The following is a 16405-nucleotide window of genomic DNA, read 5'->3' on the forward strand; positions in this document are numbered from 1 at the left end:
AGCCCTTCCAGCACCCCAGCGCCTGCAGTGCCTTGCGATCGAGCAATTCTCCCCCTGATGTCCCCTCAATTCAGGCATCAGATTACGCAATTGGCAAAAATCGCTCCACGCTTTTCTACGAAGAACCAAAAAAAAGCCCCACGGTCACCCATGAGGCTTCAAAAAAGACCCACAGCCTGACACCGCGGGTCCAGGTCTTTCAAGCAACCACGCTTACTTCACATTCGGGAAAACCGGCCAGGACGAAGCCTGATCGCACAGCTGCAGCTTCGCATTCTGCGAGACGATCGTGCCCGCCGGGTCCGTGTCACCCGCGGCGCCAGCGTCGTCGCTGCCATTGACGGTCAGGTTCAACGTATTCGTCGGGGCCGCGTACTTGCCCGCGCCGCTCGACGTGTTCGTCAGAATGCCGCCGGAGCCATGAGCCATCGACGAGCCAATCAGACTGACGTTCGCGCCGAGGTTCAGCGTGGCGTTGGCCGCCTTCGATTGCGTCGAGCCATCGAGTGAGCCGATGTTCACGACAGGCTTGCTCAGGTTCGCAATCGACAACGCGACGTCCTTGTCCGCAACCACGTTGTCCAGGTTCAGTTGGATCACGCTCTGCGTATTGGCGTAAGCCGTATCGGCATGCAGACCACGAAACGTCAGACCGCCGCCGCCGTTCTTGCCCGCAGCCTTGTTGGCCGGGATGTTCATCATGCGGATGTTGCTCAGGTTGATGTCGTGGAAGCTCGGCACCAGCCAGCCCAACCCCGTGTACGCGATCGGATCGGCGCTCGGGCCCGTGTAGTACATGTCGAACACGAGGAAGTCCTTCACACCGCGCATACATGCGCCGTCGTAGTAGATGTTGCTGACGTCGCCGCCGCGTGCCTGACCGCTCTTGATACGCAGGCCCACGATGCCATTGTCCGTAGACGAGTTGGTGCCGTCGTAGACATTGTCGAAGTAGTTGTCGTAGAAGTGAATGTTGCGCACACCTGCATTCGTCGGGCTGCCGATCGACAGACCATGGCCGTTGTAGTTGTGGTTGTGCGCCACCGTGATGCCGTACGTGCGGTTCGACGAAACGTCGCGGTTGCCGTCGATGGCCCACAGCATGTTGGCCGGCGTCGTCGCGCCCTGTGCCGACGCCGGACGCGGGTCCTGCAGACCGCCTTTGAACGCGACGTTGTCGTCCGACGGGCTCAGGAAGTTGTACACGATCGCGACGTTCTTCACGTAGCCGTCGAAGTACACCTGGCCCGCGGACGTGGTCTTGCTGCCCGTGCCGAGCGCCGCGTGTTCCGGACCTGCGGCAACGCTCGGGTCGACACCGTCGGTGTTCTTCACGCCCGTCGAGCTGGCGTCGATCGTCGCGCCCGTATAGAGGTGCGAGTACGAACCGCTGACGCCGTCGAAGGCATCGTTGTTCATGCCGACGCTCGCCTGGTTCGCCGCATCCGGCAGCAACGGCGTGATGATCTTGATGCCCCACACGGTGAAGCCGTCCACGCCGTCGGCTTCGACTGTAAAGAACGTGCTGTTCCGGAACGTGATCTGATACAGCGACAGGTTCTTGGACTGCTGCATCCACAGCATGCCGGGGTTGCCCTGGAAGCTGTACGGACCGCCGCCGATGTCCTTGTTGCCGTGGTACGAAATATCCCACCAGCTTGCCGGCACCCAGCGTGCGCAACCGGCCGTGCCGGCGGTACAGCCGCCGCCGTTGACCGTGTAGCCGCTCGGAATGCTGGTTGCCTGGCGGTTCACCACATAGGTGACGGCAGGTGTGGTCAGCGTCGTCTTGCCCATCGCGGTGACCACGTCGCAAGCGGTGCCTTCCGGTGCGAGCGTGCCCGCGCGGTAAGCGGCGATCGTGTTCGTGCAGCTGAACTTCGGCGTCGTCACACCGGAGATGTTGTTGCCCGAATACGTGAACGCCTCGGTCACGCCCGTTGCCCAGCGGATCATCGGATATTGCGGCGACGAACTGATCAGCGGCATGTAGCCACGCGCATCGATCGAGCCCGTGCCCATGATCGACGCGTTGACCGTATGCGTGCCGCGAATCAGCGGATAGCAGTTCTGCATGCCGCTCGTGCCCGCGATGGTCGCCGCGCCCGCGTTGGCGGTGCCGGCAGGCGCGGGAAGCCCCGCCGGGTTGTTGATCGCGGCGCCGCAGGTGATCGCGTTGGGCCGATCCTGCGCGGTTTTGTCGTACACGACCACGTCGCGGCTCGCGAACAGCGTGACGCCGTCGTCGACCCACAGCGTGACGCCCGACGGCAGAACCAGCGGACCGCTGAGGAACGCATTGCCGGCGCCGCTGCTGTTCTTGACGAGACGCACCGCGAACCTGGTGGCCTTGTAGCTCGGATTAGACAGCGTTTCGCTCGATGCACCCGCGATGTTGACGTTCGGATTATTGGCCGCCTGTTGCGTAGCGGCTGCCTGCTGGTCGGCCTGCGTGATCTTCGCGCCGACTTCCGCGTCCACGGAGGCGCCGCACGCGTCGAGCGCGGCCTGGATGCGCGCCTGATCTGGGTTGTTCAGCGCGGTGGTCGCGCCGCCGTAGGCGGCCGGTGTCGGGTCGGCGCTGACCGGCAGCGAGCCGTCCGCGTTCTTCACCAGGTTGTTGCTTGCCTGAAGCGTCGAGCAAACCTGCGTGTCCGCCGGCAAGGACGGCGAATCCGGCAGGTTCGTATCGCCGGCGTAGCGGCCGGGCGTCCAGACCGGGGATGTCGGCGAGGTCGGGTTGGTGGGTGGCGTGGTCGAACTCGAACCTGAGATGTTGTTACCCTCACCGCAACCGGCGACGGTCAAAACAAACAGGCCGAGTACCGCAAGCTCTCGGACCGAGCGCATCTTCATAAGTCATCTCCTTGGGGTGGATCCAGTGCGTGTTCCTGACAGGCCGCCCCTTCTTTCGCAGAGGCGGCGGGAAAGCGTCAGCGCGCACGGAAGATCAATTTGTTATAAGACATCGTACAAGACACAACATAAAAACCCGCAGTTTTCCACACGACGCGCGACGGCCGAAAGCCAGATATCGCGCAGCTTATGTCGAGACAACCACCTGGCTTGCGGACGGATCTCAAGAGCGCAGACCGACAGGAGAGCTTTGCCCAGCGCTGGACCGCGCCACGAAAGTTATTTTCCGGGTTACGACCGGCCACGCCCTAGGCGCACAGCCAACCGACTCCGCGAGCTCGCGAATCGGCTTGTCGGGCAATAGTAATATTCGTCATACAACGTACGACAAATCATGCTGTAGGAGCGCACGCTCCTTCAATTACAGTAAACCCGACCCCCCAATATCAGGGACACGGTTAGCGGGCCGGAAGCGCGGAAGCCGCGCCGGTATGATGAAAACGTCGCGCGATCACTCGAACCCACACCCAACCCACCACGGGAGATTCCTCTTGCAATCCGTCAACATCCTGCTTGCGCTTGCGGGCGTCCTGTTGCTCAGCGTCGCGAGCCCGGGGCCCAACTTTCTGATTGTCACGTCGACGGCCGTTGCGTCGCGCAGCGCCGGCATGATGACCGGACTCGGGCTCGCCGCCGCGTCCGGCACGTGGGCCTTGCTCGCGATCGCGGGGTTGAGCCTGATCCTCTCGCACGTCACGTGGCTCGGCGCCGTCCTGCGGATCGCAGGCGCGCTCTACCTGATCTGGCTCGGCATCAAGATGATCGTGACCGCGCGGCGGCCGTTGTCCGCGGGCGCCGGCAGCGCCGCGTCCGGCTGGGCCGCGACCAAGAGAGGCTATGTCGTCAGCATGACGAACCCGAAATCCATCGCGTTCTACGGCAGCATCTTCGCGTTGATGGTGCCCGCGCATGCGCCGTTGTGGCTCGATATCGCGGTCGTGGCACTGTCGATCGGCATCTCGTGCGCGTGGTACTGCGCGATGGCGTTGCTTGCATCGCATCCGGCGGTTCGGCGCACGCTGGTTCGCCGCAAAGCCGTGCTCGATACCGCAGCGGGTGCGTTGTTGGTCGGGGTCGGCGGGCGGATGTTGGTGGGGCGTTGAGCGGCTATCGGCGCGCGAAGGGTTGCCGCGTTCGCACGATCAGGCGGAATCGGCTCGCGGCGCACCGCCGCTGCCGCGAATCACGAGTTCCATAAACCCTGTCTGCGGATCAGGCTCCCGCGCGAACGAATAGCCCGGAACCGACACGAGCAACAACTCGACGGTGGTGCGCACCGTGCACCCGCGCGCCACATGACCGCCGAACACCTGCCCGCGCGCATCCGCGATCGAGATGTGCAGGTGAGCGCCATCGGGCGAGACGGAGCCTGCGAGGGTCAATATTTCGAGGTCGCCGCGAATTTCCGTCGGCGCTTGCGCGCCAGCGAACCTCAATACCGCAGCGTGGAGACTGCCGATGCCCTGGACGACGAAGGCAGCTTGCAGTTCGCGTTGACGAAGCGCGTCTTCGATGGCGACGCGTAGGTCGTCGCCGGGCGAGAGCCGGAGGGGATGTGCTTGCATGCCTGGGCCGTTTGAAACGCGGTGGACGCAGCGACTATGCGTGGATGGGGAAGTATCTCATAGGCATTTGTTGCTGCCGAGTCCGTGCGGAGCAAGTGCAGCTATCGGCGCGAGAACAGGCCAGGCTCGCGGCCGCGGCGGGACTGCTGTGTGCGCGGCCGTTCGGTCATTTGCATAGCGGCGACCTTCCGAAACGTACGCGATCGGGCCGCCGCAATCAAAGGCCTGCAGCCAGTTCTTCGCGCCAACTCGTCATCGGGCGCCGGCTCACGCTTTTGCTTGACCCTTTCAACACTTCGAATTCTGTGCTTCCATCGGTTCGCGTGAACCGGATATCGAATATCTGCGCGCCTACCTTCAGGTTTCGCAAAGTCAGCGTGTCGATCCAGGGAGGCAGCACCGGGTCGACGTACAGTTGACTGCGCGGCGCGTCGGGCTGAAGACCCAGGATCGCATACACGAGCGAAAAAATCGAACCCGCGGCCCATGCCTGCGGCACATTTGCGCCTATGTACTGCACCGGAAAGCTCGCCTCCGTGCGCTGCAGGCCTGCAAATAGCTCAGGCAACTGGTTCAGCGCGAAATAGCCGCCTGCATCGCAGATGTCTTTCGCGATCCGTCCTGCCTCGTCGGCAAAACCGTAACGCTTGAACCCTTCGGCGATGAGTCCGTTGTCATGCGGCCATACGGCGCCCTTCTGATAAGAATGCGGATTGAAGGCCGTATGTGTCGACGACAGTGTGCGCACGCCCCATCCGCTATACATGTCCGGCTTCATGAGTCTTTGCACCACGCGGCGCGCGCGCTCGGGCGGAACGATTCCCGACCATAGACAGTGGCCCGGATTGGAGGCGATGCTCATCACGCGTTGCTTGTCGCCATCCAGGCAGAGCGCATAGAAGACGCTGCGTTCGTCCCAGAACGCGTCATTGAATCGCTCGTACATGTCGGCGGCTTTCGCGCGCAGCCTGCATGCACGGCGCTTCTCGCCGAGCACATCGTAGATCGCGGCCATACGAAGCCATGCGTCATACACGTAGCCTTGCAGCTCGCAGAGCGCCTTCGGTCCTTCGACGAGCGTGCCGTCCGGATACACCACGGCATCTCCGGCATCTTTCCAGCTCTGGTTTTTCAGGCCGTCCGTCGATCGCGTCTCGTACTCCTGAAACCCGTCGCCGTCACGATCGCCATAGTGGTCGATCCATTTCAGGCACCGCTCGGCGTTGGGCAAATGACGGATCAGCAATTCACGGTCGCCGGTGCAACACCATGCGGTATGGAGCACGATCAGGAATAGAGCCGTCGCGTCCGCGGTTCCGTAGTACGGCGTATGAGGAACGAGCCCGAGCTTTGCCAGTTCGCCCCGCCGCAGCTCGTGCATGATTTTGCCCGGCTCGGCGTCACGAAAGTCGTCACGCTTCGTGGCTTGCCGTGCGCCGAGCGCCGCAAGCGTGCCGCGCGCGAACCCCGAATAAATCAGCGCCGTCTGCAGCGAGGTAATCAGACTGTCACGTCCGAACAGCGCGACGAACCACGGCAAGCCCGCTGCGGGAATCATTAGACGCCTGCCATTCACGTGCTCCGGCACGCGCAGCGCCGCGACATCATCGGTCGCCTGACGAAACAGACGGTTGAATGTTTCGTCGCTGCACTCGAGCGACGGAATCGCGCGTTTCCATTGTGCGAGCCGCTTTCCTTCGGGCGACGGTTCGCCGGCCGCGCCGCAGCGCTGCGGCGCGCGTACGGCGCGGCCGTCATCGTCTATGTCGTACTTCAGGCAACAATGCCAACGTGCGCCGGGTCGCAAGCTCACACCAAATGTGATGCGGCCGTTTGCATAAGCCCCTCGCGTGTGGCTATCGTGCACGCTCAGACTGATGCCGCGGCCAAAGTGCCCATTCTGGTAACTGGTCTTCAGATGTTGCGTGTGCTCATTCCAGGTGGTCACGACACGACCGCGACGAACCACATGTCCGGCCTTGACTTCGAAGATGTCCGCGAAATCGCTACGCACCGCGATCTCGAGATTGAACGACACCGTATGCAGGCCGTGATTGGTCATGTCGATGTCCTCGTGGACTCCACCACCTACATGACGAGTCAGTATCAGGCTGACCGTATGTTCCTCGATTCGGCCGTCCTCGCTGTCGAGCGAACGATTCGCGAGACATGCCCGCATCAAAAAGGACTGCAGCGCTCCCGAGCTGAGCAGATCCCAGGGCTCGCCATTGGCGAAGATCGTCCAGTTGCTGATAAGACGCGTGTCCTGGAAATACAGACCTTTGCGCGACCCGCTGATGATCTGCCCGTCCGGCTGCGTGAGCAGGACCGTATGTCCCTGATGGATGGCAATCTGCGGCGGGCCGATCCTTACCTCGAGCGACATGTCAGTGTCCCTCTAAACGACCAGGCGAAATTGCGCATTGCGCTCGGGCTTCCGCATGGATGTTTCGGAACCTTCCTGTGATGAGAGTCAGCAACACTCGCGCCGCCCTCGCTCAGGAAAGGTACGGGGTGCAACCGCGCGTGTTCGGGACCGCGTTATGCTACCGGCCTCGATTCAAGTCGGAGCGCTGGTGGTTGCCTTGCTCACGCCAGCCCGCGACGCGGTATCCGTGCGAGACTCAAGGCGACGAGAACGCCGAACGGCAATACGATCGCCGCAACGCCGAAGCGCTGAACACCCGCCGCGCCCGCCAATGCCCCGAAGACAAAGAGCAGCAGTCGAAGTGACAACTGCCGGAACATGCGATCGGTCGGCTCATGCTTTCGAAACAGCAGCCGCTCGACCAGTGCCACGATCCAGCCGGTGTAGTTGCTCCGTCCTCGACGATCTGCAGTGGCTCGACGAATCATCGGCGGCGCTGCTGCACTTCGTGCTGCGGCGGCTGGACCGCGAACTGCCAGTTGTCTTTGTCGCCGCTGCCCGTCCCTCGGAAACGGATGAAAACCGGTTTGCAAGGACATTGCTGCAATCATTGGGACGCGACAGCAAGGTGACGCGCGTTGAGCTACCGCCACTTTCTGCTGACCAGGTCGCCGTGCTTATCGACGCATCGGGAAGCGATGTCCGAGTCGAACAGGCGATCAAAAGCAGCGGCGGCAATCCGCTCTACGTCCTCGAATTAACGCGCGCGAAGCTAGCTCGTATCGAAGCCTCGACGCTCTCTGTCGATGCTTTGATCGCGGATCGACTCGCACCGCTCGATGCGCGCACACGCGATCTGCTCTCGTTCGCGGCGTCGATCGGGCGTGGGTTTGCTCCCGAGCAGCTCGCGCAACTGCTCGATTGTCCGCTTCCTGAAGTACTTTCGAGTCTTTCCGAACTACAACGTCGGGGGAATCTTTGCAGCCACGCAAACCGAGATCGATTTCGCCCACGACCTGGTACGTCAGACGGTCTATCGAATGCTCCCGCAGCCACACAGGCGCGCAATCCACCATCAGATCGCGCGACAGCTGCTGGCTGCGAGCGCAAACGACCCGCGCCTGCACGGCGAAGTGGTTCATCACGCGACGTTGGCGGGAGACTCGCGCATGACGGCGATGGCATGCGTCAAAGCCAGCAATCACTGTCTGGCAGTCTTTGCGGGATCCGAGGCTCGCGCTGTGGCAGATCGCGGTCTGACTCATGCACGTTCACTCCCGCAGGGAAGCGAGCGGGTCCAGCTTGAAATCCAGCTGCTCACCGCGCGGCTCGTGGCTCTGGCGAGTTCGGGCGACGCGTGTCCGCCATCGATGGAACAGGAACTCGAGCAAGCCATTCAGGGCGGTCCTGGTTGAGGCGGCGCTCATCGCCGGCGAGATGAAACGCGCCATGTCCGTTCTATCTTTATTGCGTGAGTTGCTGGCCCACAAGCCGATTACGCCCAGGGGCCAGGCCGCACTACAAAGGCTTGATGAGCGCCACCCCGTGACTAGAACGATCGTTCAAACGCAGACACATTAAATTGCGGCGAGTACAGGCGCTGCCGCAAAGGGAGATCAGACATGTCGTACGTCGTCGTTGAAAGGAGTTTTCCGACGCCACAGTCGGATGCGGATTTGTCCGTAGTGGAAGACCGCCTTGCAGCGTGCAGCGATTTACACGGCATCGTCTGGAAACGCAGCGTGGTTTCAATCGATCGCATGCACATGATCTGCGAATATGAAGCGCCGGACGCTGAAACCGTCCGCAAGGTGCAGCGGGAAGGCAGCTCCGTCTTCGATCATATCTGGTCGGGCGACGTCATCGAAAGCTGACGCCACATGCGCTTTTGCATGGACCAGGGCAAGAACAGAGGAACGCGACGAAACTTGTGCTGCGGGTCGACGGCGACGACCGAGGTCCTTCGTCAGCCGTTCCGTCAGTGGAGCTCGGCGTTGTATCCGACGTTCAGGCCCATCCGGTACGCCTGCTCGAGCGCGCTGGCGATGTCCCGGACCCGGACCATACGGAGGTCGGCCGCGGTACGTCCGCGTTCTTCCAGAGAGTCGAGCGCCATCGTTTCCGCGGCGATCGCCTGAAGCGCCAGCCAGTGAGGATCATTCCGGGAGGTCGCACTCATGTTCGCCTCCTTGCGGTTCCTTACTCGCGCAGGTACGCAGCCACTCGGTGGCGGCAGCCCGCACGCCATCCAGCCCGTCACGACAGACCAGTTTGGACGGCAAGGCCTGTCCCTGCTCCATGCGACTCACCCGGTGGCCCATCAACAGGCCCAGGTCGTAAGCCCGCTCGAGCGCCTGCGCGAGACTGGCGATTCCCACCAGATGGACGTCATTCGTGATCTTTCCCGACTCCAGCAGCGAGGGTACGCCTAGTTCTTCACGGGCAATCGCCGCAAGCGGCTCCCAGTGTTCTTCGTTCCTTTCTTTCAGTTCCATGCCGAGGACCTCCTTCGCTGTCCAATCTTACTGACTGTAAGTTTATTCTCTTGGAAGCAAGTGCCCGGATGGCATTCAGCCGCACCTGGAGTAGGCAGTCGCTTAACTCGCCGTCGCCTTCGCGATCAAGCGGCTTCGGTCGGCGGCGCACCGAGCGGAATGCGCGATCAGAAGCAGAGCAGCGTCGAGCGCTGGCTTCTAGCTCCGCGATGCATCAGGCGGCGCGCGAGTGTGCAAGAAAGGAAGGCTTTGAAAACGGAGGTCACATAAGCTGAGTGCCCTTTATGGAGGCCACGAAGCCTCACTTCTCGGAAAAATATCCATATCATCCGGAGCGCGACGATGGTCATTGTCTGGATCCAGCGACGTCCACGCATATTGTCGGCACCCGACCATGCTATGGTCGTAAGGCGATCAGGTTGCCGTTGCAACAAGCATTGGACGCCCCCCTGCATGATCCACAATGATCCGTTCGAGCCATTCCCGCAAAAGCGGCGTCGCGCGTGGCCGCCGATTCTGCTGTGCGTCGTAGTCATCGCTTTGGCCGCGTTGGTGGTGGCAGCCGGGTTGACTCTGCGCGCGAGCCTGCCGCAACTCGACGGCACGCTCGACGCGCCGGTATCCGCAACGGTGACAATCGCGCGCGACGCGCTCGGCGTGCCGACGGTACAAGGCAGCACGCGTGACGACGTCGCGTATGCGACCGGTTTCGTTCACGCACAGGACCGCTTCTTCCAGATGGATTTGCTGCGCCGGGTCGCCGCCGGCGAGATGGCCGCGCTCATCGGTCCGGCTGCGCTGACACTGGACCGGCGCGACCGGCCCATGCGTTTTCGCGAACACGCGCGGGCGGCACTCGCCGCGTTGCCCGCAGACCAGCGGCAACTGATCGAACGCTATGCCGCGGCCGTCAACGACGGCCTGCGCTCGCTACGCGCCCGGCCGTTCGAATACTGGCTGCTGCGCACCGAACCGGTCCCGTGGCGCGCTGAGGATACGTTGCTCGCCGTCTATGCCATGTACATCGACCTGCAATACGGCCAGATCGCACACGTGCTGTCACGTGCGGCAGTGCGCGAGCGAGTGCCTGCCGACCTGCTTGCGTTTCTGCTGCCCGCAACGAGCCGCTGGGATGCTCCGCTCGACGTGATGCGCGCATTCACGCCGTCGCCCACCACCCTGCCCGCGACGCCGCCGCCGTGGCTGCCCGCAACACGGCCCGCCGCGGACTTCGACACGAAGGCCATCGCGCTATTGAGCGGCGTGCCCGGATTCATCGACGATGTAGCCCCCGTCAGTTCGATGGTCGGCAGCAATGGATTCGCGGTCGACGGTGCGCACGGCGTGGACGGCCGCGCGCTGCTCGCGAGCGACATGCACCTCGGCTTGTCGCTGCCGAACATCTGGTACCGGTTGTCGCTGATCTATCCCGCGCCAGATGGCGGGGCGCGGCGCATTACGGGGGTGAGCCTGCCAGGTACGCCACTCGTCGTGGCCGGCAGCAACGGCCATATTGCCTGGGGGTTCACGAACAGCTACGCGCGGTTCATCGATCTCGTCGAACTGCTGCGTGACCCGGACGATCCGCTTCGCTATCGCGTACCCGACGGCGGCTGGCAGACGGCGCAGGTGATCCATGAGCGCCTCGACGTGAAAGGCGGCGCGAGCGTCGATCTTCCGGTCGTGCAAACCCGCTGGGGGCCCCAGATCGTTGTTGGACCTCATGCTTATGCCTTGCATTGGGTTGCGCAGGATCCGCAGGCGATCAACGTGAACCTCGTGCAGCTCGAAAGCGTGTCGAACGTCGCCGACGCGTTGCACGCTGCGCAGACCCTCGGCCTGCCAACGCAGAACTTCATGGCGGCCGATGCACAGGGCCGTATCGGCTGGACGCTCGCCGGTCCCCTACCGCGCTTTGCCGATGCGGATGTGGATGCCACCGCGCTCGCGAGCTTCCCGTTCCGCTCCGACACCTATAGCGGTTGGCAAGGGTATCTGCCGCCCGATGAGTACCCGTTGCGCATCGATCCGCCGGCGGGCCGCATCTGGACTGCGAACAACCGGACGTTGCCGCCGGACGAGGCAGCACGTATCGGCGATGCGGGCGCCGATCTCGGCGCACGTGCGACGCAGATTCGCAATGATCTGCTCGCGTTGCCGCATGCGACCGAGCGCGACATGCTGGCGGTGCAGACCGACGACCGGGCTTTCTGGATCGAACACTGGCGACGCACTGCGCTCGACGCGCTCGACGCGACCTCTCTCAACGGCCATCCCGAACGCGCGGCATTCCGCCGGCTCGTCGAAACCTGTGATGGCCGCGCGGATGTGACTGCGGTCGGCTACCGGCTGGTGCGCGCGTTCTACTACTCGCTGTACGACGCCTGGTTCGGTGCGCTCGACAAGCAAATGACCGCGATCGCACCCGAACTCAGCTATCGCGCTGCGAACTCGCGTTACGAGGCAACAATGGAGATGCTCGCCGGCCAGCACGCGTGGATACCCGAGGGTTTCGCGGACTGGCGCGCGTTCGTGCTGGATCGGATCGACCGCTCGATCGCGCAATTGCCGAAGGGCACGAGGCTTGAAGATGCACGCTGGGGCGAGCGCAACCGCTCGGCGATCGCGCATCCGTTCGCCCGGATCGTGCCGTCGTGGCTGCCGTGGGTGCGCAGCTGGCTCGGCACGCCGGCCGATCCGCTGCCGGGCGACATCAATATGCCGCGCGTGCAGTCACCCGTGTTCGGCGCATCCGAGCGTTTTGTGGTGTCGCCAGGGCATGAGCAGGACGGCATCTTCGAGATGCCCGGTGGACAGTCGGGCAATCCGCTGTCGCCGTATTTTCTCGCCGGACATGAAACGTGGGTGCACGGCGATGCGGCGCCGTTCCTGCCTGGCACAGCCGTGCATACGCTCAAGCTCAACGTGGCTGACACGCATCACGCCTCCGTTATGGGCGGGCCTTTGATCATTCAGAACCCTCGCTGACTCAAGGCACCTCGAAGACGCTGCAGACCCAGGCGCCCGGGAAGCCGTGGAACTTGCCGACGGCGATGACGCAAACATGCCGGCTGTGACAACCCTCGAGGCGGCAGGCATCCGGATGCGGGAGGATGTATTCTGCCGGGTGCAATTCGCGAACATTACTCGTGCGGCACCGAGTCGATCTGGACATGGATCAATGCCGTCGGTCGTTCGGTCAACGATGAGCCGTCAACTGGATGCGCACGGCGCGCGATATCGGCTCCAGGCAGTGGCTCTATTCCCTCGGCCGCGAAATCGAGCGATTCCTGCAGGTCGCGACGCGTGCCCACTGACTGTTGCACCGGTATCATCCAGCGACTCGAGTTTCCCCAGTACCGGACCGTCCCAAGTGCAGGAGAACAAGGCCGCCAAAATCGCTCGAATCGCCGACGGACAGCGGAAACCGAATGAAAAGCGCCCAATGACCGCAACGGCTGACAAACAACACTTCCAAACGGCGAATTTAATGGCCGGTTCCTGAGCGGAACCGACGCTTGAATGTCTGAGCGGCGGTGCAAACGAATGACGCTTGATGGCCGCTCGCAGTCTTATCCTCGCCGCATCGATCGTGCCGCCGCCCGTGGCGCTATAGGTCCCCGGCTGAGGCTCCGGCACCGGTTACGCAACTCCCGGTGCCGGGTGCGAAACAGGGGCGGTACAACGATTGCCCGGAGTACCGACCGTCAATCTTCGCTGACTTCGCCGTCTTGTTCGACGGCCGGTTCTACTGGATCGGCCGCCGGGTTCTCGTCAGCGGGTGCGCCGGCATCCTCTGTCGAACTTTCAGCCACCTGCGCATCAACGGCGTCGCCTGACTCAACTTCCGCCAAACTTGCAACGTCGCTTGACTCGGCTTGCGGAATATCTGCAACGTCGCCAGACTGAGCTTCCACCAGATCCGCGTTGTCACCCGACTCAGTTACCGCTGCATCTGCAGCGTCGGCTGACTCATCTACCGCCGCATCCGCAACGTCGGCTGACTCATCTACCGCCGCATCGGCAACGTCGGCTGACTCATCTACCACCGCGTCGGCAACGTCGGCTGACTCATCTACCACCGCATCCGCAACGTCGGCTGACTCAGCTACAGCCAGATCCGCATCCTCCTCTGACGCATTGGGCTCCTGGATTGACTCATCGCTCGGCGTCGCAACGATCTCATCCGGCACGCCAGCCGTGCCGTCCACATTCAGTGTCATCGAAATCCTCATAAGGTCGAGTTATTGGTAAAAACCCCCAAAAGGATTCCCAATGAAATGCGCGTCGAAATGCGCGTCGCCAACGGGCGACTTTTTTATCGCAGGCCGCTTGGCCAGCGTGGGAGAGCACATAGTCTCACATGGCCAGCCCGACAATGAATCACAGCATGGACGCATTCGATATTGATGTGTTCGCAAGCGAACACATCGCAGAACGCGCATAAAAGCCTAAGTGTTCCGCCGTATGTCCGCACGCGAGCCCTCTTGCAAAGGTCGGCCCGACAACTCCAAGATATTGCGGGAAAACGAACACAACGGCCAGCGAGGAAACGTCTGCGCCGGGATGTGCTGCGACGGTCCATCGGAACGTCGCGCACTCCCTCGAAGCCTCGGCGGTCAGCGCGTTTCCAGCCGAAACTTGTCCTTTGCCCACGATGCGTAAGTACGCTCCGATGTCTCGCGCCGCATTCGGGCAGACTCTTTCGCATCCTCGACTACGACGTAACGCAACGGTTCGGTATCAGCCCTAGTCGCCTCTACAACTGCTTGCGCTGCGTCCTGTTCCGTTGCGAGCGTACTTTAGGAGCCTGCATATACAGTTACATCGTTCGATCCACGCGATGCCGAAGCCGAGGGAACCGGTATTTGCGCGGCCTGTACAGCGGTCCTATGTACAACCTGTTCGAGACCAATGTGTTTGGCGCGATGTTGACGATGCAGGTCGTCATCCCCTGCTTCAGAGCAATCGGCGGCGGCAGAGTTATCAATATCAGTTCCGACTCACCACCTTGACGGAAGCGCGTGACTGCCGTTGGAGCCGCGACAATACGCGGAACAGGACGGGCCGGCTACCTTTCGCCCGGACGCCCGGTCATCAACTCAATGCTGCTCGATGGCCTATACGCGATTTTCGGCCATCGCAGACGTTCAGGGATTCCCACCGCAAGTCGGCTACTGACCGGTGATTCATACTTCGCCAGCCGCGAATGTCTGATTAGCTGCGAGCGGATGCGAAGCGGTCAGTCGGCGATTCCGCTCTCCGGCCTTTGCGGCGCATGCAGCGAAATCTCATCGGCTACGGCATGGCCGAGTTCTGACCAGTTCATCGGCAACCGCACAAACACGCTGTTATTGTTGTCCGACGAGATACAAAGCTTGATACGACTGACGCGATCGTTGGCACCGTATTGAACATGAAGGATTCGCGTGGTCGCCGATGGGTGCCATACCACCTTTCCGAGAAAGTACGAGCGGGCACTGCCCCGTTCGGAGGGATCAATGACCAGGTCGAAATAGGCGGTCAGGAACGTGTGAAGCGCTTCTTTAGTCATGTCAGAAGGTAATGGCTGCGTCCTTGAGTTCGATATGGACTGCCATGCTAGCAAAGAACCGATTTTCAGCGACCCAGCAGCCAAATGCCTGGCGGCCGACCGTCCGAGACGGGCCGAACTCGATATCAGCCCGAAGCGGGCGTCCTCCTGCATGCTGACGATCATTCCCTTGCAGGAGACGAATATTCCCGCAGGAGCATATCGTCTATGACCCGCTGACCCGCGCTACAGCCCGTCATGAGTGCAGTCGCTTCCGTTCCGAACGGGTTCTGGGTATCTTTCATCAGGCGGATCGGAGATCCCAGCGAAGCCGGCAACCCCTTCCCTTCGATAGACACGATTGCGACAAAGCCGGTCGGAGGCGACAGCACAGCGCTGCCTGACGCCTCCCACACGAGTTCAAGGTCAACGATTATTTCGAAGCCTTTGTAGGGGTAGGTCCTTTGCATATCGAGTGGTAGATCGTTCTTTGGCGCGCTGGCGTTCGGCGCGCGGAAATAACCGACCCGACTCCGATGGGAAACCCTTGATCGCGCGCTTCGCGATTTCGCTGAATCGACGGATTAACGGACGCTTGTCGAAGCGGAAGCGCCTGGTGTTGCCGGGAGAGCTGTCTTACCGGCCTATTCCTACGACTGCGCGCAAGATGACTGGCTGTCCACCGCGCAGCGAAACAGCACCAAGAACGGAACGAGAATGAACGCCCGCGGGCCCCAAAACTTCCACCAGGAGGTCGGATGCACCATCGATAACCTGGGCGTGCCCTTTGAAGTCATCCGATGCATTGATGAATCCTTGGAGCTCGATGAATTGCCCTATACGGTTCAGCGAGCCTAGCTCTTCGCGCAAGACAAGAAGCAACTCCAGCGCAACCTCTCGGGCGATGCGTTTTCCCTCGTCCAAGGTGATATCGACACCCAGCTTGCCGTCCACAACTCTCCGAGAAGATTTCCCAGATAGGAACAGCAAGTCGCCCCATCGAGTCACATTCCTATAGTTTGCAGCTGGGGCGCTAACACCGTCATAGCCTTCAGTCAACGCGTCAAGCTTCTCGTCAGCGCTCATTCGATTCAATCCCTTGGTCGGTTTGAGTCGCTCGATTGTCGCCCAATGTTGCGAGAATACTTATGGCAAATTTTCCTTTACTAATGATCTAAACGTTGATGTAAACGCTGCGCCAACGAAAAACGTGGCATTGCACCGAACGTCTCATTCTGGCCGAGAGCACCGGTTCGGCCAGCTTACTCCCGAACTGACGCAGAAATCTTCAATGGCCGCGTTCGGACGAAGTAGCCGAGTAGGTACTTCCGGCCAATTTTCAGTCGTTCGCTCGCGCGCGCCGATGGCCCACTCAAATGTCGGCTCGAAAGACAGCAGCGGTCCCTCACACATCTAGCTGATACGAATCTGTTGGTAGATCGGAATCTCGAGGCCGCGCAACGGAGGTTCGAGCAACTGAACGGTGTAGACACGACGAAGTGTCGATGCGTCCGTCAGAAGACTGAGC

13 protein-coding genes are annotated in these 16405 nt (G+C 61.8%); 4 read left to right on the forward strand and 9 right to left on the reverse strand.

Annotated elements, in window-relative coordinates; translation table 11 throughout:
- Positions 1 to 213: 213 nt before the first annotated feature.
- Positions 214 to 2856: a glycosyl hydrolase family 28 protein gene (locus tag AB3X89_RS21150; protein WP_368584995.1), complete on the reverse strand. Its 2643-nt coding sequence runs from the start codon at positions 2854 to 2856 to the stop codon at positions 214 to 216.
- A 494-nt stretch (positions 2857 to 3350) separates the two neighbouring features.
- Here AB3X89_RS21150 and AB3X89_RS21155 point away from each other — a divergent pair, with 494 nt between their 5' ends.
- Positions 3351 to 4019 carry a LysE family translocator gene (locus AB3X89_RS21155; RefSeq protein ID WP_368585089.1) on the forward strand — a complete coding sequence of 223 codons (669 nt, stop codon included), beginning with the start codon at positions 3351 to 3353 and terminating at the stop codon, positions 4017 to 4019.
- A 39-nt stretch (positions 4020 to 4058) separates the two neighbouring features.
- Here AB3X89_RS21155 and AB3X89_RS21160 read toward each other — a convergent pair whose 3' ends face one another.
- The 3 genes from AB3X89_RS21160 to AB3X89_RS21170 all read right to left on the reverse strand — a co-directional run bounded on the left by AB3X89_RS21160 (position 4059) and on the right by AB3X89_RS21170 (position 7448).
- Positions 4059 to 4481: a PPC domain-containing DNA-binding protein gene (locus tag AB3X89_RS21160; RefSeq protein ID WP_368584996.1), complete on the reverse strand. Its 423-nt coding sequence runs from the start codon at positions 4479 to 4481 to the stop codon at positions 4059 to 4061.
- A gap of 217 nt (positions 4482 to 4698) precedes the next feature.
- On the reverse strand, positions 4699 to 6867 hold the full coding sequence (locus tag AB3X89_RS21165) for a glycogen debranching N-terminal domain-containing protein (protein ID WP_368584997.1): 2169 nt from the start codon (positions 6865 to 6867) through the stop codon (positions 4699 to 4701).
- A gap of 203 nt (positions 6868 to 7070) precedes the next feature.
- On the reverse strand, positions 7071 to 7448 hold the full coding sequence (locus AB3X89_RS21170) for a hypothetical protein (RefSeq protein WP_368584998.1): 378 nt from the start codon (positions 7446 to 7448) through the stop codon (positions 7071 to 7073).
- A 285-nt stretch (positions 7449 to 7733) separates the two neighbouring features.
- Between AB3X89_RS21170 and AB3X89_RS21175 the strand changes: the two genes are divergently transcribed.
- Both AB3X89_RS21175 and AB3X89_RS21180 read left to right on the forward strand, forming a co-directional pair.
- Complete coding sequence (locus AB3X89_RS21175; RefSeq protein ID WP_368584999.1) at positions 7734 to 8264, forward strand: hypothetical protein; 531 nt, start codon at positions 7734 to 7736, stop codon at positions 8262 to 8264.
- A 207-nt stretch (positions 8265 to 8471) separates the two neighbouring features.
- The gene (locus AB3X89_RS21180; protein ID WP_368585000.1) at positions 8472 to 8723 is read left to right on the forward strand and encodes a nickel-binding protein; all 252 of its coding nucleotides are present in this window, start codon (positions 8472 to 8474) and stop codon (positions 8721 to 8723) included.
- Positions 8724 to 8827: 104 nt separating this feature from the next.
- Here the strand turns inward: AB3X89_RS21180 and AB3X89_RS21185 are convergent, their stop codons facing one another.
- The gene (locus tag AB3X89_RS21185; RefSeq protein WP_129962952.1) at positions 8828 to 9028 is read right to left on the reverse strand and encodes a hypothetical protein; all 201 of its coding nucleotides are present in this window, start codon (positions 9026 to 9028) and stop codon (positions 8828 to 8830) included.
- A complete protein-coding gene (locus tag AB3X89_RS21190) occupies positions 9006 to 9344 on the reverse strand; it encodes a hypothetical protein (RefSeq protein WP_368585001.1) in 339 nt (112 codons plus the stop codon). Before AB3X89_RS21190 ends, AB3X89_RS21185 begins: the two co-directional genes overlap by 23 nt.
- Before the next feature lie 453 nt (positions 9345 to 9797).
- Here AB3X89_RS21190 and AB3X89_RS21195 point away from each other — a divergent pair, with 453 nt between their 5' ends.
- Positions 9798 to 12332 carry a penicillin acylase family protein gene (locus AB3X89_RS21195; RefSeq protein ID WP_368585003.1) on the forward strand — a complete coding sequence of 845 codons (2535 nt, stop codon included), beginning with the start codon at positions 9798 to 9800 and terminating at the stop codon, positions 12330 to 12332.
- 719 nt (positions 12333 to 13051) lie between these two features.
- On the opposite strand, the gene AB3X89_RS21200 is transcribed toward AB3X89_RS21195, so the two are convergent.
- The 3 genes from AB3X89_RS21200 to AB3X89_RS21210 form a co-directional block, all read right to left on the reverse strand.
- A complete protein-coding gene (locus tag AB3X89_RS21200; protein WP_368585004.1) occupies positions 13052 to 13567 on the reverse strand; it encodes a mucin-associated surface protein in 516 nt (171 codons plus the stop codon).
- Between the two features lie 1019 nt (positions 13568 to 14586).
- On the reverse strand, positions 14587 to 15051 hold the full coding sequence (locus AB3X89_RS21205) for a hypothetical protein (protein WP_368585006.1): 465 nt from the start codon (positions 15049 to 15051) through the stop codon (positions 14587 to 14589).
- A gap of 462 nt (positions 15052 to 15513) precedes the next feature.
- Entirely contained in the window at positions 15514 to 15963 is a 450-nt protein-coding gene (locus AB3X89_RS21210) for a RidA family protein (protein ID WP_368585007.1), read from the reverse strand.
- Positions 15964 to 16405: the final 442 nt, after the last annotated feature.

Origin of the sequence: Paraburkholderia sp. BR14320 (genome assembly GCF_040948665.1) — a bacterium.
GTDB classification, from domain to species: Bacteria; Pseudomonadota; Gammaproteobacteria; order Burkholderiales; family Burkholderiaceae; genus Paraburkholderia; species Paraburkholderia youngii.

Excerpts from the sequence above, each read along its gene's own strand:
- AB3X89_RS21150 (WP_368584995.1), bottom strand. The coding sequence starts at position 2,856 with ATGAAGATGCGCTCGGTCCGAGAGCTTGCGGTACTCGGCCTGTTTGTT.
- AB3X89_RS21155 (WP_368585089.1), top strand. The coding sequence starts at position 3,351 with ATGAAAACGTCGCGCGATCACTCGAACCCACACCCAACCCACCACGGG.
- AB3X89_RS21160 (WP_368584996.1), bottom strand. The coding sequence starts at position 4,481 with ATGCAAGCACATCCCCTCCGGCTCTCGCCCGGCGACGACCTACGCGTC.
- AB3X89_RS21165 (WP_368584997.1), bottom strand. The coding sequence starts at position 6,867 with ATGTCGCTCGAGGTAAGGATCGGCCCGCCGCAGATTGCCATCCATCAG.
- AB3X89_RS21170 (WP_368584998.1), bottom strand. The coding sequence starts at position 7,448 with ATGTCCTTGCAAACCGGTTTTCATCCGTTTCCGAGGGACGGGCAGCGG.
- AB3X89_RS21180 (WP_368585000.1), top strand. The coding sequence starts at position 8,472 with ATGTCGTACGTCGTCGTTGAAAGGAGTTTTCCGACGCCACAGTCGGAT.
- AB3X89_RS21185 (WP_129962952.1), bottom strand. The coding sequence starts at position 9,028 with ATGAGTGCGACCTCCCGGAATGATCCTCACTGGCTGGCGCTTCAGGCG.
- AB3X89_RS21190 (WP_368585001.1), bottom strand. The coding sequence starts at position 9,344 with ATGGAACTGAAAGAAAGGAACGAAGAACACTGGGAGCCGCTTGCGGCG.
- AB3X89_RS21195 (WP_368585003.1), top strand. The coding sequence starts at position 9,798 with ATGATCCACAATGATCCGTTCGAGCCATTCCCGCAAAAGCGGCGTCGC.
- AB3X89_RS21200 (WP_368585004.1), bottom strand. The coding sequence starts at position 13,567 with ATGACACTGAATGTGGACGGCACGGCTGGCGTGCCGGATGAGATCGTT.
- AB3X89_RS21205 (WP_368585006.1), bottom strand. The coding sequence starts at position 15,051 with ATGCAGGAGGACGCCCGCTTCGGGCTGATATCGAGTTCGGCCCGTCTC.
- AB3X89_RS21210 (WP_368585007.1), bottom strand. The coding sequence starts at position 15,963 with ATGAGCGCTGACGAGAAGCTTGACGCGTTGACTGAAGGCTATGACGGT.